14 protein-coding genes and 3 pseudogenes are annotated in these 18,834 nt (G+C 72.0%); 9 read left to right on the top strand and 8 right to left on the bottom strand.

Annotated elements, in window-relative coordinates:
* Position 1: 1 nt before the first annotated feature.
* From C1I95_RS03430 to C1I95_RS03440, 3 genes are all read right to left on the bottom strand, one after another.
* A complete protein-coding gene (locus C1I95_RS03430) occupies positions 2-1,048 on the bottom strand; it encodes a Bug family tripartite tricarboxylate transporter substrate binding protein (RefSeq protein WP_111212282.1) in 1,047 nt (348 codons plus the stop codon).
* Between the two features lie 144 nt (positions 1,049-1,192).
* Positions 1,193-1,861 (bottom strand): response regulator, encoded by a 669-nt coding sequence (locus C1I95_RS03435; RefSeq protein ID WP_111212283.1) that lies wholly within the window; start codon positions 1,859-1,861, stop codon positions 1,193-1,195.
* Positions 1,858-3,438, bottom strand: a complete 1,581-nt coding sequence (locus C1I95_RS03440; protein WP_199523590.1) for a sensor histidine kinase — start codon at positions 3,436-3,438, stop codon at positions 1,858-1,860. Before C1I95_RS03440 ends, C1I95_RS03435 begins: the two co-directional genes overlap by 4 nt.
* Before the next feature lie 155 nt (positions 3,439-3,593).
* On the opposite strand from C1I95_RS03440, the gene C1I95_RS03445 reads away from it, so the two are divergent.
* Positions 3,594-4,574, top strand: coding sequence for a Bug family tripartite tricarboxylate transporter substrate binding protein (locus tag C1I95_RS03445; protein WP_233513344.1), 981 nt, complete (start codon positions 3,594-3,596; stop codon positions 4,572-4,574).
* 55 nt (positions 4,575-4,629) lie between these two features.
* On the opposite strand, the gene C1I95_RS03450 is transcribed toward C1I95_RS03445, so the two are convergent.
* From C1I95_RS03450 to C1I95_RS37065, 4 genes and pseudogenes are all read right to left on the bottom strand, one after another.
* Entirely contained in the window at positions 4,630-7,113 is a 2,484-nt protein-coding gene (locus tag C1I95_RS03450; RefSeq protein WP_111212284.1) for a DNA gyrase/topoisomerase IV subunit A, read from the bottom strand.
* 30 nt (positions 7,114-7,143) lie between these two features.
* Positions 7,144-7,779 (bottom strand): annotated as a pseudogene (locus C1I95_RS37055) (toprim domain-containing protein); the annotation flags it as partial.
* A 9-nt stretch (positions 7,780-7,788) separates the two neighbouring features.
* Positions 7,789-9,261: pseudogene (locus tag C1I95_RS37060) on the bottom strand (Hint domain-containing protein); the annotation flags it as partial.
* Positions 9,235-10,653: pseudogene (locus C1I95_RS37065) on the bottom strand (ATP-binding protein); the annotation flags it as partial. The pseudogenes C1I95_RS37065 and C1I95_RS37060, both read right to left, overlap by 27 nt.
* Before the next feature lie 358 nt (positions 10,654-11,011).
* Here C1I95_RS37065 and C1I95_RS03460 point away from each other — a divergent pair.
* From C1I95_RS03460 to C1I95_RS03495, 8 genes are all read left to right on the top strand, one after another.
* The gene (locus C1I95_RS03460; protein WP_111212285.1) at positions 11,012-12,271 is read left to right on the top strand and encodes an SGNH/GDSL hydrolase family protein; all 1,260 of its coding nucleotides are present in this window, start codon (positions 11,012-11,014) and stop codon (positions 12,269-12,271) included.
* A gap of 92 nt (positions 12,272-12,363) precedes the next feature.
* Positions 12,364-13,221, top strand: a complete 858-nt coding sequence (locus C1I95_RS03465) for an alpha/beta hydrolase family protein (protein ID WP_111212301.1) — start codon at positions 12,364-12,366, stop codon at positions 13,219-13,221.
* 76 nt (positions 13,222-13,297) lie between these two features.
* On the top strand, positions 13,298-13,939 hold the full coding sequence (locus tag C1I95_RS03470) for a hypothetical protein (protein WP_111212302.1): 642 nt from the start codon (positions 13,298-13,300) through the stop codon (positions 13,937-13,939).
* Between the two features lie 70 nt (positions 13,940-14,009).
* Positions 14,010-14,390 carry a hypothetical protein gene (locus C1I95_RS03475; protein WP_111212286.1) on the top strand — a complete coding sequence of 127 codons (381 nt, stop codon included), beginning with the start codon at positions 14,010-14,012 and terminating at the stop codon, positions 14,388-14,390.
* 107 nt (positions 14,391-14,497) lie between these two features.
* Positions 14,498-15,220, top strand: a complete 723-nt coding sequence (locus C1I95_RS03480; protein WP_199523591.1) for a Pr6Pr family membrane protein — start codon at positions 14,498-14,500, stop codon at positions 15,218-15,220.
* Positions 15,217-16,248 carry a glycoside hydrolase family 88 protein gene (locus tag C1I95_RS03485; protein ID WP_233513346.1) on the top strand — a complete coding sequence of 344 codons (1,032 nt, stop codon included), beginning with the start codon at positions 15,217-15,219 and terminating at the stop codon, positions 16,246-16,248. The genes C1I95_RS03480 and C1I95_RS03485 overlap by 4 nt, the downstream gene beginning before the upstream one ends.
* 95 nt (positions 16,249-16,343) lie before the next feature.
* Positions 16,344-17,390 carry an NAD(P)-dependent alcohol dehydrogenase gene (locus tag C1I95_RS03490; protein ID WP_111212287.1) on the top strand — a complete coding sequence of 349 codons (1,047 nt, stop codon included), beginning with the start codon at positions 16,344-16,346 and terminating at the stop codon, positions 17,388-17,390.
* Positions 17,391-17,403: 13 nt separating this feature from the next.
* The gene (locus C1I95_RS03495; RefSeq protein ID WP_111212288.1) at positions 17,404-17,919 is read left to right on the top strand and encodes a 2'-5' RNA ligase family protein; all 516 of its coding nucleotides are present in this window, start codon (positions 17,404-17,406) and stop codon (positions 17,917-17,919) included.
* On the opposite strand, the gene C1I95_RS03500 is transcribed toward C1I95_RS03495, so the two are convergent.
* On the bottom strand, positions 17,916-18,821 hold the full coding sequence (locus C1I95_RS03500; protein WP_111212289.1) for a siderophore-interacting protein: 906 nt from the start codon (positions 18,819-18,821) through the stop codon (positions 17,916-17,918). The genes C1I95_RS03495 and C1I95_RS03500 overlap by 4 nt on opposite strands.
* Between the last annotated feature and the right edge of the window lie 13 nt (positions 18,822-18,834).

The raw sequence follows: 18,834 nt of genomic DNA on the forward strand, positions 1-18,834 counted from the left end.
GTCAGCCCAGTCCGATCTCGGTCAGCACCGCCGTGATGCGTTCGGTCTCGCTGGTGAAGAACGCGGCCGCCTCGTCGCCACTCTTGTAGAAGTCCTCCCAGCCCTGTTCGGCCACGATGGACTTCCACGACTCCGAGGCGTGCACCCGGTCGACCAGGTCGATGATCGCCTGCTTGGTCGCGTCGTCGATCCCGGGCGGGGCGACCAGGCCGCGCCAGTTCATCAGTTCGACGTCGTACCCCTCCTCCTTGATGGTCCTGGTCGGGGTGCCGGTGCCGAGGTCGATGCCGGTGCTGCCGGAGACCGCCAGCGCACGCACCGTGCCGCTCGCGACGAGGTCCCGGAACTCGCTCTGCCCGGAGACCGCGGCGGTCAGGTCGCCGGCCAGCAGCGCGGCCTTCGACTCGCCACCGCCCGAGTAGGCGACGTACTTCATCTGCTTCGGGTCGGCGCCCGCCGCCCTGGCGAGCAGGCCGACGAGGATCTGGTCGGTGCCGCCCGCCGAACCGCCACCCCAGTTGATCGACGAGGGGTTGGCCTTGGCGTCGTCCATGAGCTGGGTGAGGGTCTGGTACTTGGAGTTCGCGGGGACGACGATGACCTCCTGCTCGGCGGTCACGGTCGCGATCGGCGTGGTCTGGGCGAGGCTGACCGGCGACTTGTTGGTCACCACGCCACCGACCATGACCAGCCCGGTCACCATCAGCGTGTGCGGATCGCCGTTGCTCTTCGACGCGAGCTGAGCGAGGCCGAGCGTGCCGGCGGCCCCGGGGACGTTGAAGACCTCGACGGACTGGTCCACCAGCTTGCCGTCCGTGATCGCCTTCTGGATCGACCGAGCGGTGATGTCCCAGCCGCCACCCGGCGCCGCCGGTGCCATCAACTGCAGAGTCCTCGTCGGGTAGGCGGCGGCGTTGCCGGCGCCGTCGGCCGTGTCCTTCGCGCAGGCCGCAGTCGTCAACAGCGCGGCCACGGCGACGGCCACGAACGCCCGGCGGGACCGGTGGCCGACCGGTCGGGGGCCCGCGGGGGTGACCGGGTACGTCATGACGTCCTCCTTGCACGACGCGTTGCGGCGCCGTGAAGCACATGTTTCGGGGATGCTGCGTCGGATGACGCTGAGCGGTGATGCTGCCCACACCGGCGACCGCCGTCACCGTTGCGTAACCGGAGTGCGTTGTGAAACTTCTGGTCACGCGATCCAGCGGTAGCGACGCTGCGGGCGGCCGGCGGCGCCGTACCGCAGCCGGACCTCCGCCTTCCCCGTGCCGACGAAGTGCTCGAGGTACCGCCGGACGCTCACCCGGGACAGGCCGGTCTTCTCCCCGCACTCACCGGCCGAAAGGTCACCCGCGTGGTCCCGCAGCGTCTCCGCGATCATCTCGGCGGTCGCCGTGGTGAGGCCCTTTGGCAACGTCGACTGGGCCGGGCGCAGCGCCACGAAAAGCTCGTCGACGTCGTCCTGCCCGACCGAGTCGGTACCGGCGAGCCGCCCGTACGCCGCCGCGTAGCGCTCCAGCCGGTCCCGGAGCACATCGAAGCCGAACGGCTTCAGCACGTAGTGGACGACACCGCCACGCAGCGCCGCGCGTACCGTCGGCACGTCACGGGCTGCGGTAACGACCAGGACGTCCGGGCCGTCGCCCGACTCACGCAGCTGGCGCATCACCTCCAGGCCGGTGATGTCGGGCAGGTAGATGTCGAGCAGCACCAGGTCGGGGCGGAGGGTCGCGATCTGTGCCAGCGCGTCGGCGCCGGTGTAGGCCACGCCGACGGTGCAGAAGCCGGGGATCCGGTCCACGAAGCCGCGATGCACCCGGGCCACCATGAAATCGTCGTCGACGACGAACACCCGGATCATGCGATCGCCTCCAGTACGGACGGAAGCCGGGCGACGAACGTCGCACCGTCCACCGTGACGCTGCCGCCACGATGGACGCAGATCAGCCGGATCATCGCGAGGCCGAGCCCGTGGTGGCCCTGCTCGCCGTCCTTGGTGCTGTAGCCCTGCTCGAACACCCGCTCGGCCAGCGCCGCCGCCACCCCGGCGCCGGAGTCACGCACGGTCACCACGACCTCGGTCGCGTCGGCGACCACGGAAACCTCCACCCGGCCGCCCGGACCGATCGCGTCGAAGGCGTTGTCGACGAGGTTCCCGACGACCGTCACCAGGTCCGCGGAGAGCCGGTCACCACCGCCCGGCAGCTCCCCGACCGCCGGCAGGTCCGAGTCCCCCGTGATCGACAGCGTGACGCCCTGCTCGGCCGCGAGGCTCGACTTGGCGATCAGCAGCGCCGCCAGCGCCGGATCGCGGATCAGCCGGGTCACCTCCCGGTTGAGGCTCTCGTGCAGCTCGCTGGTACGCGTGATGTAGCGGACCACCTCGTCGTGCTCGCCCAGCTCGACCAGGCCGGCGATGGTGTGCAGCCGGTTGACGAACTCGTGCGCCTGGGCGCGCAGCGTGTCGGTGGTGTGCCGGCTCACGTCCAGCTCCCGGCGCAGGGCGGTCAGCTCGGTGCGGTCGCGCAGCGTGGTCACCGAACCGACCGGACGGCCACGCAACAGCACGGGCTGCCGGTTCAGCACGATCACCCGGTCGTCACTGAGCACCACCTGGTCGACCCCGGTCACCTCGCCGGTCAGCACATCCAACAGCCGCCGTTCGAGGCCCTGGTCGAGCAGCGACCGGCCGACCGCATCGGCGTCGAGGCCGAGCAGCCGGATCGCCTCGTCGTTGACCAGCGTCACCCGGTGCGCGCTGTCGGTGCCGATCACCCCCTCCTTGATGCCGTGCAGCATCGCCTCACGATGCTCGACCAGACCACTGATCTCGCGCGGTTCGAGCCCGAGCGTCTGCCACTTGACCCGGCGGGCGAGCAGCAGCGAGCCGACGACGCCGAGCGCGACCCCGACCACCAGGTAGGTCAGCAGGTTGGTCAACGCCGCGCCGAGCTGGTCCACCAGCGTGGGATAGGGGTGACCGACGACGATCATGCCGATGAACCGACCGTCCTCCTCGTCCAGCACCGGAACGTGGGCGACCAGTTCCTTGCTGCCGTGGTCGATCACGCCGACCCAGGACCGCCCGGTCAGCCCGGTGCTCGACCCCATCGGGGTGAGCTGCCCGGCGTCCGGGCCGGTGACGATCGTGCCGCGAGCGTCGGTGACCACCACGTAGGAGGCGCCGGAGACCGCCCGCGCCGTCTCCGCCACCGTCTCCAGCGCGTCGTGACCGAGCGGGTTGTTGAGCCCCAGCCGGACCGTCCGGTTGATCGCCGCGTTCTCGCCGACCGAGCGGAGCCGGTCACCCTCGCTGCGCCGGAACGCCACGTCGGCCTCCGCGACCGAGACGGCCGCGACCGCGAGGACCACCAGCAGCACGATGCCGAGCTGCAGGAGGAGCATCTGCCCCGCCAGCGACAAACGTTGAGGCACCATCCCCTCCTCCCGTGGCCGATCGCACGGCACTTTGTACCCCGGTCGGGGTTTTGGCGTTTTTGGTGGTAGCCGCAATTCGCGTGTGACCAGCAAAGTGCGTGCGACGGCCGGCCGCAAGCCTGGTGTTGCCGGAAGGTTTCTTGCAGGATCGACCCGTGCGGCGCAGGCGGGTGCTGGGAGGCGCGCTGGCGCTGGCCGGAAACGCCGTCGTCGGCGGGTACCTGGCGGGTTGCGACCAATCGCCAGACCTGTCCGACCTGCGGCTGATGGTGCCCAACCCGCCGGGCAGCGGATACGACATCACCGCCCGCGTGCTCGCCAACACGCTCGACACCGCCGGGATCGCCCGCGGCATCGAGGTCTTCAACCTCCCCGGCGGCGGTGGGGTGGTGGCGCTGCGCCGGCTGGCCTACGAACGCGGAAACGGCCGCCTGGCGATGATGATGGGACTCGGCGTCGTCGGCGCGCAGAGCGCCACCGGCACACAGGTCACCCTGCAGGAGATGACACCGATCGCCCGGCTGGTGCAGGAGCCGGCGGTCATCGTGGTGACCCGCGACTCGCCCTACCGTGACCTGGACGCGCTCGTCTCGGCCTGGCGCGCCGACCCGGCCGAGATGGTGATCGGCGGCGGCTCCTCGATCGGCGGGCCGGACCACCTCGCAACCATGCTGGTCGCGGACGCGATCGGCGTCGCCCCGGTCACGGTCGCCTACCGACGCTACGACGGCGGCGGCGACCTGCTGGCGGCGATCCTCGGCCGCGAGGTCGCGTTCGGCATGTCCGGGCTCAGCGAGTACGCCAACCAGATCGCGGAGGGCCAACTCCGCGCGCTCGCCGTGACCAGCGCCGAACCCGTGGCGCAACTGCCGGCACCCACGATGCGCTCAGCCGGGGTCGACACGGTCTTCAACAACTGGCGCGGCATCGTGGCCCCACCCGACCTCGCCGACTCCGACGCCGAGTCGATCCGCGCGCTGATCGCGCGGCTGCACGAATACCCGGCCTGGGCGAGCGCGCGGACCCGCTTCGGCTGGACCGACGCGTACCTGTCAGGTACGGCCTTCAAGACCTTCATGCGCGAGGAGAGCGACCGCTGGGCGTCGGTGCTCGCCGGGCTGGGCCTACGCCGCTAGGACCGGGTCGAAGGCTTGGACCAGCCCCAGGCCGGCCAAATACTTCGACCAGGCCCTAGCCGCGTTCGATCTGGTGGCCGACCACGGTCGGGCCGAGCATCACGGCGAAGCCCGAGCCGTCGCGGCGCGGATCCGCCGCAGGCAGCTCGACCGGCTCACCGTTGGCGGTCGAGCCCACCGGGCGCGGACCCACCCAGGCGACGACCACGTCGGTCTCACCCTTGAGGAACCGCTGGGCACGCACCCCGCCGGTCGCCCGCCCCTTCGCCGGGTACGCCGCCAGCGGCGTCACCTTGACCGTCCCGCCGGTGGAGGTGACCACCATCGGGTCGCCGTGCTCCGGGTCGTCGGTGCGGATCGCGCCGAAGAAGACCACCTGCGCGTCGTCCGGCAGGGCGATCCCCGCCATGCCGCCACCCTTGAGCCCCTGCGGGCGGACCAGCCCAGCGGGAAAGCGCAGCAGCGACGCCGCGCTGGTGAGGAAGGTCAGCGACTGGGCCACGTCGGTCAGCCAGGTCGCCCCGACCACCTCGTCGCCCTCGCGCAGCCCGATCACCTCGAACTCGTCGGAGCGCACCGGCCAGTCCGGGGCACAGACCTTCACCACACCCTGCCGGGTGCCCAACGCCAGCCCGGGCGAACCCTCGGCGGTCGGACCCAGCGGCGCCAGCCCGACCACGGTCTCCCCCGGCTCCAGCGGCACCAACTCGGCGGCGGACATCCCACCGCGCAGCGACACCGTGCCGGCCTGCTCGGGCAGCACCGGCAGCGGCAGCACGTCCACCTTGAACGCCCGGCCCGCGCTGGTCACCAGCAGCACCCGGCCACGGGCGGTGGAGTGCACCACCGCGCGTACCGCGTCGTGCTTGACCCGGCCGTGCCGGCGGCGCCCCTCGGCGGCCTCCTCCGACTCGGCCGCGGTGCGGGCGACCAGCCCGGTGGCCGACAGGATCACCTGGCACGGGTCGTCGGCCACCTCCAGCGGCCCGGCCGGCACGGACGCGGCCAGCACCTCCTTGAGGTCGCCGTCGACCAGGGTGGTCCGGCGCGGCGCGGTGAACTGCTTGACCACCGCGGCCAGTTCGTCGGAGACGACCTTCTTCAGCACGTTATCGTCGTCCAGAATGGTGGACAGCTCGGCGATCTCCGTACGCAGCTTCTCCTGCTCGGCCTCCAGTTCCAGCCGGTCGTACTTGGTCAGCCGGCGCAGCGGAGTGTCCAGGATGTAGGTCGCCTGGATCTCGGAGAGCTTGAACTGCCGCATCAGGCCGGACTTCGCCGCCTGGGCGTCCTCGCTGGCCCGGATCAGCTTGACCACCTTGTCGATGTCGAGCAGGGCGATCAGCAGGCCGTCGACCAGGTGCAGCCGCTCCTCCCGCTTGCGCTTGCGGTACGCGCTGCGCCGGGTCACCACCTCGTAGCGGTGCGCCAGGAAGACTTCCAGCAGTTCCTTGAGCCCGAGGGTGCGCGGCTGACCGTCGACCAGCACCAGGTTGTTGACGCCGAAGGACTGCTCCAACGGCGTGAGCCGGTAGAGGTCGGCGAGCAGCGCCTGCGGGTTGACCCCGACCTTGCACTCGATGACCAGGCGGGTGCCGCTCTCCCGGTCGGTGAGGTCCTTGACGTCGGCGATCCCGGTGAGCCGCTTGGTCTTGTTGACCTCGTTGGTGATGGCCGCGATGACCTTCTCCGCGCCCACCCCGTACGGCAGCTCGACCACGGTGATCGCCTGCCGGCCACGGCTGCCCTCCAGCGGGCCGATCTCCACCTTGCCGCGCATCCGCACCACGCCACGACCGGTCTCGTACGCCCGGCGCACCTCGTCGAGGCCGAGCAGCAGACCGCCGGTGGGCAGGTCGGGGCCGGGCACGAACTCCATCAGCTTGTCGAGGGTGGCGTTCGGGTGCCGGATCAGCCAGCGGGCGGCCGAGACGACCTCGCCCAGATTGTGCGGGATCATGTTGGTCGCCATCCCGACCGCGATCCCGGAGGTGCCGTTGACCAGCAGGTTCGGGAAGGCGGCGGGCAGCACGGTGGGCTGGGTCAGCGAACCGTCGTAGTTGGGCTCGACGTCGACGGTCTCCTCGCCCAACTCGCCGACGAGCAGCATCGCCTCCCGCGACATCCGGGCCTCGGTGTACCGCGCGGCGGCCGGTCCGTCGTCTGGGCTCCCAAAATTTCCATGCCCGTCGATGAGTGGGACGTTGAGCGAGAAGTCCTGCGCCATCCGGACCATCGCGTCGTAGATCGCGGTGTCGCCGTGCGGGTGGTAGCGACCCATCACGTCACCGACCACGCGGGCCGACTTGACGTGCGCGCGGTCCGGCCGGAACCCCGACTCGTGCATCGAGTAGAGGATGCGCCGATGGACCGGCTTGAGGCCGTCCCGGGCGTCGGGCAGGGCACGGGAGTGGATGACCGAGAAGGCGTACTCCAGGTAGGAGTCGGAGACCTCTGCGGTCAGCGGGGTGTCGATGATCCGCGCGCCGGCCCGGTCGAACGCGGAGTAGTCGACCTTCGTCTCCTTGCGGCGTGCCATGGCTCAGCTTTCCTTCCGAAGAAACGACGGTCAGGCGTCGATGGCGTCACGGTCGACCAGGTCGGCGGAGTCGATCAGCCAGTTGCGGCGCGGCTCGACCTTCTCCCCCATCAGCAGGTCGAGAATCCGCTCGGCGGCGTCGACGTCGTCGAGGGTGATCCGGCGTACCGACCGGGTGGCCGGGTTCATCGTGGTCTCCCACAGCTCGTCGGCGTCCATCTCGCCGAGACCCTTGAACCGCGGGATCGGGGTGACGATCTGCTTGCCGACCTTCTCCAGCTTGTGCACCGTCGCCTCCATCTCCACCTGGGTGTAGGTGAAGATGGTTTCCGGGTTACGCCCCTTCGTGGTGATCTTGTGCAGGGGCGGCATCGCGGCGTAGAGCCGGCCCGCCTCGATCAGCGGCCGCATGTAGCGGGCGAAGAGGGTGATCAGCAGCGTCCGGATGTGCGCGCCGTCGACGTCGGCGTCGGCCATGATGAGCACCCGGCCGTACCGCATGGCGGACAGGTCGAAGGTACGCCCCGACCCGGCGCCGAGCACCTGCACGATCGCCGCGCACTCGGCGTTGTCCAGCACCTGCTGGAGGTTGGCCTTCTGCACGTTGAGGATCTTGCCGCGAATCGGAAGAAGCGCCTGGTATTCCGAGGTACGGGCGACCCGGGCGCTGTTGTGGACGAAGACCCCTGCTTCCAACGCGAAATTGTGGTAGCCCTCGACCGTCAGGTCATAGACGTCCGCTGTCTCGTCCAGTGGCTCGACAGACACCACCTGATGGTTGACCAGGGCAGCCGATTCACGGAGGCGGGCGTAGTCGCCGTCGTAGTGCTTGAGGAGCCGCTCAAAGCGCAGGCCGGTACGAGCCGAGCTCAGGCGCTCGGATTCGTACGCCGACGCGAGCTCACCGTCTTCGAGCGCAAGCATCGGAGCGAGTCGGCGTAGCGCAGCGAGCCGCCGCCCATCCTGCTGACGACTGACCCGTTCCGCGCGGGGCACGTTCGCCACGTAACGCGCTCGTCCGGCCTGCACCTTCGCGAGGTGACCGGTGGTCGGGTCGGCCAGCCGCTGCTTCATCAGGCGGGAGTGGCGCTCGCCAAACTCCGGGTTGTCCTCGTGCCACGCCAACACCGCGTTGCGCTGGCGGTCGCGTTCCGCCGGATCGGCGAACTGTTCGATCGTCATCCGCGAGCGCCAGGTACGCAGCTCGGAGTCTTGCCACTGCCGCACGGAACGCTCTCGCCATTGCTCGCGCCGGGCCGGATCGGTGAAGTACCTGCGGACCCGCTCTGCAGCCGCCGCCCGGTGCGCGGGATCCGACCAGTAGCGCGCCTGCCGTTCCCGCATCCGCTCGGCGTAGGCACGCCGCTGGTCGTCGCCAAGCGCGTTGTACCACTCCTGGAATGCCTTTTCGATCTTGGCCCGGAAGGCCGGCGACTCGTTGAGCGCGAAGAGCCGGGCCAGGCATGCCTCACGGAAGGCTGGATCTTGCCACTGCGCGGTGAGCATGGCGGATTTGAATTCCCGGCCACCGTTCTCGAACCACTCACGCCACCCGGCTTGGACGTGCTCACCCATCATCGCGGCGTGCAGCGCCGAGTGGTCGGCCCAGGTCATGCGCTGGATGTTGCGCGGGTCGTTGTTGCGCTTGTCGATGTCGATGTGGTGCCGCACGTTGCCGTTGACCGCGCTGTCCCTGCCATGCCGCAGGTTCCAGGCATCGGCGAGGTAGTGGGTATAGACCCACTCATTCTTGTCGTTCATCCAGACCCGCTCGTACCCCTGCAGCTTCTGCCCGGCGGCCTTGCTGGACAGGCTGCGGTAGAGCGGCATGAGGGAATCGCCGGGCTCAAGGGCGTCGGCGCGGCGGTAGGAGCCGTCGCGCAGCCGGAAGAGGTGGTCCGGGGTGCATCTGACCGACTCGCCGTTGTCGAGGGTCACCCGGACCAACGGCGCATCCCGCTTGGTGAGTCGCGGCTCGACCAGTGGTGCAACGACGACACGGCCGGCCTTGTTGGTGGTGTAGCCGAAGTGGGTGACACCCCGCTGCCAGTCGTCGGCGAGATCGGCGAACGAGCGGCTCACCCCGGAGGCCAGCGCGACCATGGTGTCGCCGGTAAAGCACCCCAGGGCGCTGTCTCCCTCGACGATGAACAGCTCGCTGCGGTCCACCCCGGTTGCGCGGCAGTCGACCAGCTTGGGCGGCATCGACGCGCCCTCCAGGGCGGTCTTGCGCCGGGCGGCGTCCTTCTGCTGCTTCTGGGTGAGCCGCACCCGGGCCGCGTCGACGATCTTCTGCAGGACCGTCCGGGCCTCGGTCTTCGTCTTCCGGTCGTCCAGCCAGGACTTGACGTGCTGTTCGATCAGGCCCTGGACGACCTTGGTGACGCCGGCGGTGGAGAGTTCGTCCTTGGTCTGCGAGGTGAACTGCGGCTCGGGCACGCGGACGTGCACCACCGCGGTCATGCCCTCCAGGACGTCGTCCAGGGTCGGGGCGTCCTCCTTGGCCTTGAGCAGCCCCCGGGTGTTGCGCACGGCCTCGGCGAGGGTACGCGCGAGGGCCCGCTCGAAGCCCTTGCGGTGGGTGCCGCCGTGCGCGTTGCGAATGGTGTTGGTGAAGCACTCGACGGTGCGCTCGTAGCCGGTGCCCCAGCGGAACGCCACCTCGATCTCGGCGCGCCGCTGCACGTTGGACTGCATGACGCCGTTGGCGTCGGCCGCGTTCTCCCGGTATGTCCCCTCGCCGGTGACCAGTAGGGTGCCGGAGACCGGCCGGTCGCCGGCCGGGGCGAGGAAGTCCACCATGTCGGTGAGCCCGTTGGGGTAGTGGAAGCGTTCCTCGCTCGGCTGCTCGCCGGTGCGGTCCTGCAGGGTGTAGCTGACGCCCGGCACCAGGAAGGCGGTGTTGCGCAGCTTGGCCCGGACAGCGTCGTGGTCCAGCGCGGCGCCGGTCTCGAAGTAGCGGGGGTCGTGCCAGTAGCGGATCGAGGTGCCGGTGCGGTGGCCGCGCTTCATGGCGCCGACGACCTGGAGCCCGGGGCCGGGAGTGAACGGCGCCTCCGGGCCGTCGCCGTCGAAGATGCCGGGCACGCCGTGCCGGAAGGACATGGCGTGCACCTTCCCGGCGCGGCGGACGGTGACGTCGAACCGGCGGGACAGCGCGTTGACCGCCGAGGCGCCCACGCCGTGCAGGCCGCCGGAGGTCTTGTAGCCGGAGCCGCCGAACTTGCCGCCGGCGTGCAGGCGGGTGAGCACCAGCTCGACGCCGGAGATGCCGGAGCGGGCGTGCACGTCGGTGGGGATGCCCCGGCCGTCGTCGTCGACCTGCACCGAGCCGTCGGCGTGCAGCGTCACCTCGACTTTTGTCGCGTGGCCGGCCACACCCTCGTCGGTGGAGTTGTCGAGGATCTCGTTGACGAGGTGACCCACGCCACGGCTGTCGGTGGAGCCGATGTACATGCCGGGCCGCTTGCGGACGGCATCCAGCCCCTCGAGGTGCGTGAGGTCGTCGGCCCCGTACAGGGTCTCAGGCTCTGCGGTCAACTGGTCGTACTCCCCGGTCTCGGCGATGTGCTGCCCCGCACCGTCGGCGGTCGGCCCGGCGCGGGCACGCCGCAGCGAGCGTAGCTGTACGTCCCGACAAGCCGACGCGGACACCCGCGCGGCACGCCGTGGGCCGCTGCTGGCGGACCTGTCGCGGTCAACGCCCCGACCCCGGGCCTTATGCCCGACGCCCTCGCCGGACAGTGGCCGGCGGGTGCCGAGCGCCCACCGTGTGGGCTCAGGGCCGTCCTGCCTCAGGTGTCACAGGTGTTTCCCATTGTTGACGTACGTCACACCTGCGTGATCTCATCACCAGCATCGGAGGATCTTTCACATTTCCATGAATGGATGTGATGCCATGTCCGCGTTGCGCCGTACCGCTGCCGCGATGGCCCTGGCCATCGCCACGGCGGCCCTCCCCGCCGCCGTACCGACGCCCGCCGCCGCGTCGGCGGCGCTGCCCACCGCGGCGATCGCCCTCGGCGACAGCTTCATCAGCGGCGAGGGCGCCGGGGCGTACCAGCCGGTGGTCGACTCGGGTGGCGCCGCCCAGGGCTTCCCGGGGTGGACCGCGCCGAACAGCAACGCCTTCTTCTGCCACCGCTCGGCCAACGCCTCGCTGCACCGGGCGGCGCTGCCCGGCATCCAGGACCGGTTCAACCTGGCCTGCTCCGGCGGCCAGCCGCACGACATCGCCGCCGCCCCGTCGGCCCGGGCGGGCGGACGCCAGGTGGCCGCCCAGCTCGACCAACTGCGCGCGGTCGCCCGGACCCACGACATCGACCTGGTGCTGATCGGCCTCGGCTCCAACAACAGCTCGTTCACCTTCGGCGGGGTCGCCGAGAAGTGCGCCAACCGGTTCATCGCCGACGCCTGGACAGGCTGGTGGGAGTTCTGGGCGTACCTGAACGGGCCGGTGGAGCAGAAGCCGTGCACGGACGCCGACCTGGCCACCGCCGCCCAGCTCAGCGCCGCCACCGCCGAGACCACCGCGGCCGTACGCCAGATCCTGACCACCCTGCGCGAGGTGGACGCCGACGGCCAGCACCGGGTGGTCCTGCAGGACTACACCAATCCGCTGCCGCTCGAACTCGACCCGACCTACCACTCCGAGGACGGCCGCGACGACACCCGGGACAAGTTCCGCGCCCTCGGGGCCGAGCGGTACGCGGCCGGCTGCCCGATCCACCGGGCCAGCCTCGCCCCGGGGCACCGGTTCTCGCAGGGCCTCGGCACCATCGTGCGCTCCACCCGGGACACCCTCGCCGCCGAGTTCCCCGGTGCCGACCTGGTGTATCTCAACGTCCAGCGGGCCTTCGACGGCGCCCGGCTGTGCGAGAAGCCGACCAGCCCGACCGGCACCCTGGCCACCCCGATCCGGCTGATGGACAACCCGCCCAACGGCACCTTCGTGACCAGCCTGTCCGGCAAGGACAAGATCGCCATCCAGCGGATCGCGAACACCTGCGTGACCTACTTCCAGACCTGCCAGGAGTCCTGGCACCCGAACGCCGCCGGGCACCAGGCGCTCGGCCAGTGCCTCGCCGGCGCGGCCGTCACCACCGCCCGCTCGGTCGCCTGCGTACGCGGCTCGGACGGCGCGGTGACCGTCTCCTGACCGGGAGTCGCCCCGGCGCGTCCACCCCGCGTGCCGGGGCGACTTCCCACCCGTTGGCTACTCGCCGGTAGCCTGGCGGCGTGAGCGCGACGGTGGAATACGTGCAGGAGTTCGTCCAGGTCGACGGCGCCCGCCTCGGCATCCAGGTCTACCCGGAGCCCGCGGGCCTGACCGGGGCGCCGGTGGTGCTGGTCGTACCGGCGATGGGGGTCCGGGCCCGCTACTACCGGCCGTTCGCCGCGGCGCTGCGTGCCGCCGGGCTGGCCGTGGTCGTGGCCGACCTGCGCGGCACCGGCGAGAGCACGCCCCGGCCGAGCCGCGTCTGCCGGTACGGCTACGCCGAGCTGGCCGCCGACATCGGGGCGGTACGGGCGGCGGTGAAGGACCGCCTGGACGGGCGACGCATGCTGCTGCTGGGGCACTCCCTCGGCGGGCAGGCCGCCGTGCTGCATCTGGCCCTGCACGGTGAGCAGGAGGTGGACGGGCTGGCGTTGGTGGCCGTCGGCATCCCGTACTGGCGGGACTTCGCCGGCCCCCGGCGTTACGGCGTGCTGCCGTACACCCAGGGCATCGCCGCCACCACCCGGCTGCTCGGCGTCTGGCCCGGGTGGGGGTTCGGCGGCCGGCAGGCCCGCGGCGTGATCCGCGACTGGGCGCGCACCGCGCGGACCGGTCGTTTCCCGCACCTCGACGGGGTGGACGCCGAGGCGGCGGTGGGCCGGATCCGCACCCCCGTGCTGGCGGTAAGCGTCGACGGCGACCAGTACACCCCGCACCCCACGGTGGACCGGCTCTGCGCCAAGCTCACCGCGGCCCCCGTCGTACGCGAGCGCTACCCCGCGCCGGACGGCGCCGCCCTGGACCACTTCACCTGGGTACGCGCCGCCGAGCCGATGGCCGCGCGGGTCGCCGACTTCGCTGCCGGCCTACCCGCCCGGTCGGACGGGTAGGCCGGCGCAGGGGGCGGGATTAGCCGTCCGGGGCGCGGGTAAGCGACAGCGCCCGACACAGCGGATGGGGGACCAGATGGCTGACAGTCACACCGCACTGCGCTCGATGCACGACCTGGGCCTGGCGGCCTGGTTCGGCGGCTCTCTGATGGGTGCCTTCGGCGTCAACGGCGCCGCCGCGCGAATCGGCGACCCGACCCAGCGGCTTCCGGTGGCCTCGGCGGGCTGGTCCCGGTGGACCCCGGTCAACGCGGCGGCGATCGGCGCTCACCTCGCCGGGGCGGTCGGTGAACTGGTGACCGAGAGCCCGCGGATGGCCGCCCAGGCCGGCGTCGGACGGGCCAGCACCTTGAAAACCGCGCTGACCATCAGCGCCCTGGCGGTGACCGGCTACAGCCGGTTGCTCGGGATGCGGCTGGCGAAGTCCGGGGCGCCCTCTGTGCAGGGCGTCACGGAACCGAACCCGCAGACGCCGGCGAACGTGGCGGCCAACCAGCGCAAGCTGAGGATGCTGCAGTGGGCGGTACCGGCGCTGACCGGCGCGCTGATCGTGGTTACCGCGCACCTGGGCGAGCAGCAGAAGCCGGGGCAGGTGCTGCGCGGCATGCTGGGCCGGGCCAACGGCCTGATGAACGGCTCGATGGCGATGGGCAGGAACGCCGGCCGGATCGCGGCGGTGAAGGCGGTCCGGCGGCAGATGGCGATGTCGGGCCGCTGACGGCCCGACGGCAGGAGCCCGATCGCCGGCCGGCAGACCTGGCGCCGGCGCACCGACCAGCGAGGTGGCCATGACCGACAAGGACAGGCAGGACCGGGGACCGGAGGGTGTCGCTCCCTGGGGCACCACGGACGGCTTCGACGCGGATCCGCCGTGGGGAGCCGGTGACGACTCGCCCATGGACGAGGGCAGTGAGGCGACCGCGGTGTCCGAGGGTCGGCGCGGCGAACAGCGAGCGGGCGAGACCCCGACGGAGCACCAGCCCGCCGGCCGGCACGGGTTCGGGTCGGTGGAGCCGACCCGTACGCCGGCGGCCGGTCCGGGCGCGCCACCGGATCCGGCGCCGTCGGGGCGTACCTTCCCGGACGACGAGGCCGGCGAGGACCTGCCGGACAACGCGCTGGAGGAGGCGACCGGCATGCGGCCGGAAGGGGTCTCCTGGCACAGCTGAGCCGGCGGGGCGTGCCTGACGCGCGGTTACCAGCCGCAGCGCCGGGCGGGCGGATCGACGACCGCTGGGCGGTGACCGCGGGGGCGACTGGTTGGTAACGTGCCGCGATGAGTCTGCGGCGGCGTCGACCGGCGGCGGTGGCCTTCCGCGTGGCGGTCGTGATCAGCGTGCTGGCGGGCATCGTGCTCACCGCGCTCGGTCCGGCCACGGTGACCGGCCTCCTGCCGTACTTCACCATCCAGAGCAACATCGCGGTCGGCCTGGTCGCCGGGTACGCCGCCTGGCGAGCCTGGCAGGGTCGGCCGGATCCGCCGGCCGCGGTCAAGGGCGCCGTGACCCTGTACATCACCATCACCGGGGTGGTCTACCACCTGGTGCTGGCCAACCCGGCCAGCCCGTTCGCCATGCCGGAGCCCGATCGGGCCCTCGGCGAGGCGCTGGGCAACCAGTTCCTGCACACCGTGGTGCCGCTGCTCACCGTGGCCGACTGGGTGCTGCTGGACCGGCGCGGCCGGCTGCGCCTGCGGTACGCGCTCTGGTGGCTGGCCTTCCCGCTGGGCTACCTGGGCTTCGCGCTGCTCCGTGGGCTGGTGGTGCACCGCTACCCGTACCCGTTCGTGGACGTCGGGGCGCTGGGCTACGGCGGCGTGGCGATCGTCGCGGCTGTCCTCGCGGTGGTGTTCTGGCTGCTCGGCCTGATGTTCGTCGGCGCCGACCGAGCCCTGGCCCGGTTCCGGCCGGCGCCCGCCGCCCCGGACGGTGCGGTCGGGACGGAATCAGCGGCTGCCGCCCCGGCCGACGTGGCGGCCACCGGCCGCTCCGCGCGGTGAGCGCGTCCGGGGCGGGGACCGCCGCCGGGTCGACCGAACAGCGGGTGTTGACGGCGCTGTTGGCCATGCAGCGGCAGTCCTGGGAGCAGGGCGTCGCCGGGCACGCGGCACTGGACCTGGGGCTCGGCGAGTTGGCGGTGCTGCTGGCCGACGCGGCGGTGACCCGGCAGCAGCCCGACGGCCGGCTCGGCGACGCCGGCGGGGAGCAGGGTGCGGTCAACGGCGCGGCCTACGGCGAGGCGGTGCGGTACGCGGCGCAGGTCACCGGGGATCCGCGTTTCGCCTCCGCACTGGACGCGCAGCTGCGCTGGCTGCGGGTCGAGGCACCCCGGGCCGACGACGGCACGCTGTTCCATCTGCTCGGCGGCCGTGAGGTCTGGGCCGACACGGTGTACATGGTGGTGCCGCTGCTGGCGGTGACCAGGCATCCCGAGTTGGCCGTCGCACAGGTGCGCGGGCATCGTGACCGGCTGCACGACCGGCGCAGCGGGCTCTACGCCGCCCGCTGGGACAGCGACCAGAGCCGGTTGACCCATCCGGAGCACTGGGGCACCGGCAACGGCTGGGTGGTCGCCGGGATCAGCCGGGCGCTACGGCTGCGCGCCGACTGGCCGGCCGGTGTCCGCGACGAACTGGCCGGGCACGCCCGCGAGGTGATCGACGCCTGCCTGGCGTACCGGGGTGAGGACGGGCTCTTTCCGGACGTGTTGGACGATCCGGCCACCTTCCGAGAGGCGAACGTGGCGCAGATGCTCGGGTACGCGACGCTGACCGGGGTCGCCGACGGCTGGCTGCCGTCCTCGTACGCCGTCCCCGGCCGGGATCTCGTGGCCGCCGCCGACCGACGGGTCGACGGGCGTGGGCTGGTCACCGGGGTGTCCGGGGCACCGGCGTTCACCGCGCCGGGCACCTCCAGCGAGGCGCAGGCCTTCCACCTGATGGCCCATGCCGCGCTGCGCCGGCTGCCGGCGGCGGACGCAGGTGCCGGTCGGCCGGGGCCGGCGGGACCAAGGACACTGCCGCGCTGACCGGCGCGCTGCCACCGTAGCGGGTAGAGGCGGGTTTGGCCTGGCATCTGCTGGGGAGCCGACCCGCTGACGATGCTCGACAACGGGAGGCAAGGATGCGTGCGCTGCGGCTGACCGCCTGGAAGACCGAACCGGAGCTGGTCGAGGTCGACGAGCCGACGCCGGGCCCGGGTCAGGTGGTGGTGAAGATCGGTGGTGCCGGAGCCTGCCACTCCGACCTGCACCTGATGCACGACTTCGAGCCGGGCGCCGTGCCGTGGAACCCGCCGTTCACGCTCGGCCACGAGAACGCCGGCTGGGTGCACGCGCTCGGCGCCGGAGTCACCGGGCTGGAGATCGGCCAGCCGGTCGCCGTGTACGGCCCGTGGGGATGCGGCACCTGCGCCCGCTGCCGGGTCGGCGTCGACACCTACTGCGAGAACCCGGCCGGCGCCCCGGTGCCCGGCGGCGGCGGTGGGCTCGGGCTGGACGGTGGCATGGCCGAGTACGAGCTGGTGCCGGCCGCCCGACACGTCGTGCCGCTGCCCGAGGGTCTGGACCCGGTGCTGGCGGCGCCGCTGACCGACGCCGGCCTCACCCCGTACCACGCGATCCGGCGGTCCTGGTCCAAGCTGCCGCCCGGCAGCACCGCGGTGGTGATCGGTGTCGGCGGGCTCGGGCACGTCGGCGTGCAGATCCTGAAGGCCACCACCGCGGCCCGGGTCATCGCGGTGGACAACCGGGACGACGCGTTGCGGCTCGCCGAGGAGTGCGGCGCCGACCTGACGCTGCGGTCGGGTGAGCGCACCGCCGAGGAGATCCGGGCGGCCACCGGCGGTCGGGGCGCCGACGTGGTGCTCGACTTCGTCGGCGTCGACGCCACCCTGCGCACCGGTGCCGCCGCCGCACGCACCGTGGGTGACCTGACCATCGTCGGCATCGGCGGTGGCACGCTGCCGGTGAGCTTCTTCTCGGTGCCGTACGAGGTCAGCATCCAGACCACGTACTGGGGCAGCCGCCCAGAGCTGATCGAGGTACTCGACCTCGGCGCGCGGGGGCTGGTGCGGCCGAAGACGACCACGTTCCGCCTGGACGACGCGATGACCGCGTACCGGATGATGCAGGAGGGCACGCTGGAGGGCCGGGCCGTCATCGTGCCGTGACTACAGTGATCATGTGGTCGCCGCGTTGGAGCTCTATCTGGACACCGCCGCCACCCGACGGATCCGGGTGCTCTGGGACGCCCTGGAGGCCGAGGGGGTGCAGAGCATGCGCTCCCTGCTGGAGCAGCGGCACCGGCCCCACGTCTCGCTCGCGGTCGCGCCGAGTTTCGACCCGGATCAGGTCGCGGCGGCGCTGGCCGGCACCACGGTGGCGGCGCCGCTGCGGCTGTCCTTCCAGCACGCCGGGCAGTTCGTCGGCCGGGTGCTCTGGCTGGGCCCGGTGCCCACGGTGGAGCTGCTGGCGCACCACCGGACGGTGCACCACCGACTCGCCGCGGCCGGTATCCAGCTGGTCGAGCACTACCAGCCGGGCCGGTGGGTGCCGCACTGCACGCTGTCCATGCGGGTACCGAACACGCTGATGGCCGCCGCCGTACGCCGGTGCCTGGAGGTGCTGCCGCTGGAGGCCACCGTGGTCGCCGCCGCCCTCACCGACCACGCCCGCGGCATCTCCCACCCTCTTCCCTAGACGGGGGTGGCGCGGCCGTGACGCCAGTAACCCATGAAGGCCACTGCGCGACGGTCCAGGCCCCGCTCGGCGACCAGGTGCCGGCGCAGGGTACGGATCACCCCCGCCTCCCCCGCCAGCCACGCGTAGAGCGGGGCCGTCGGGATCACGTCCGGCACCTCCCAGAGGATCTCGCGGTCCACGTCGACGTCGTCCACCGGCTGGGTGGCCGGCGACCCGGCGCCGGAGAGCAGTTCCCCCGCCGCGGCGGCAACGGCGCCGACCAGCCGACTGCCGTGCGGGTCGGTGCCCCGGGGCAGCCAGGTCACCTCCACTCCGGGCGGCGTGACCAGCGGCAGCACGTCCTCCGCCGCCGGTACCTCCAGCAGCACCCGGCCCTGCGCGTGCAGCGGCAGCCGCTCGCAGATGCCGCCGATCGCCGGCACGGCCGTCTCGTCCCCGGCCAGCAGCAGGCACCCGGTCGACGGGGGCCGGAACTCGACCCCACCGTGGTCGCCGCCGTACTCCGCGTCCGGTCCCAGGATCGCGATCTCGTCGCCGAGCCGGACCCGCCGGGCCCACCGGGTCGCCGGACCACCGTCGCCGTGCAGCACCAGGTCGACGTCCAGCTCGCTCAGGTACGGCCGGACCGCCCGGGCGGTGTAGGTGCGGATCGGGTTGCGCCGGTGCTCCGGCAGCGCCCGCCACTGCGCGTACCAGTCCGGGCCCTGGGGCAGGTACACCCCGCGCTGGCCGGGCAGCGGCAGGGCCAGCTTGATCCGCTGGTCGTAGCCGTTGTCGGCGAAGCGGTCCAGGTCCGGGCCGGTGAAGGTGACGCGGACGAAGGACGGGCTGAGTCGGCGTACCGCGCGGACCTCGACGGTGAACATCCGCCACGGTGCGATGGGCAGGGTGTTGGTCATGTGTCTCTCTCTT

This window comes from Micromonospora craterilacus, assembly GCF_003236315.1.
Classification (GTDB): Bacteria; Actinomycetota; Actinomycetes; order Mycobacteriales; family Micromonosporaceae; genus Micromonospora; species Micromonospora craterilacus.

Bases quoted from the DNA above. Each gene is read 5' to 3' on its own strand.
- C1I95_RS03470 (WP_111212302.1), top strand. From the start codon at position 13,298: ATGGCTGACAGTCACACCGCACTGCGCTCGATGCACGACCTGGGCCTG.
- C1I95_RS03480 (WP_199523591.1), top strand. From the start codon at position 14,498: ATGAGTCTGCGGCGGCGTCGACCGGCGGCGGTGGCCTTCCGCGTGGCG.
- C1I95_RS03430 (WP_111212282.1), bottom strand. From the start codon at position 1,048: ATGACGTACCCGGTCACCCCCGCGGGCCCCCGACCGGTCGGCCACCGG.
- C1I95_RS03435 (WP_111212283.1), bottom strand. From the start codon at position 1,861: ATGATCCGGGTGTTCGTCGTCGACGACGATTTCATGGTGGCCCGGGTG.
- C1I95_RS03440 (WP_199523590.1), bottom strand. From the start codon at position 3,438: ATGGTGCCTCAACGTTTGTCGCTGGCGGGGCAGATGCTCCTCCTGCAG.
- C1I95_RS03475 (WP_111212286.1), top strand. From the start codon at position 14,010: ATGACCGACAAGGACAGGCAGGACCGGGGACCGGAGGGTGTCGCTCCC.
- C1I95_RS03490 (WP_111212287.1), top strand. From the start codon at position 16,344: ATGCGTGCGCTGCGGCTGACCGCCTGGAAGACCGAACCGGAGCTGGTC.
- C1I95_RS03460 (WP_111212285.1), top strand. From the start codon at position 11,012: ATGTCCGCGTTGCGCCGTACCGCTGCCGCGATGGCCCTGGCCATCGCC.
- C1I95_RS03450 (WP_111212284.1), bottom strand. From the start codon at position 7,113: ATGGCACGCCGCAAGGAGACGAAGGTCGACTACTCCGCGTTCGACCGG.
- C1I95_RS03500 (WP_111212289.1), bottom strand. From the start codon at position 18,821: ATGACCAACACCCTGCCCATCGCACCGTGGCGGATGTTCACCGTCGAG.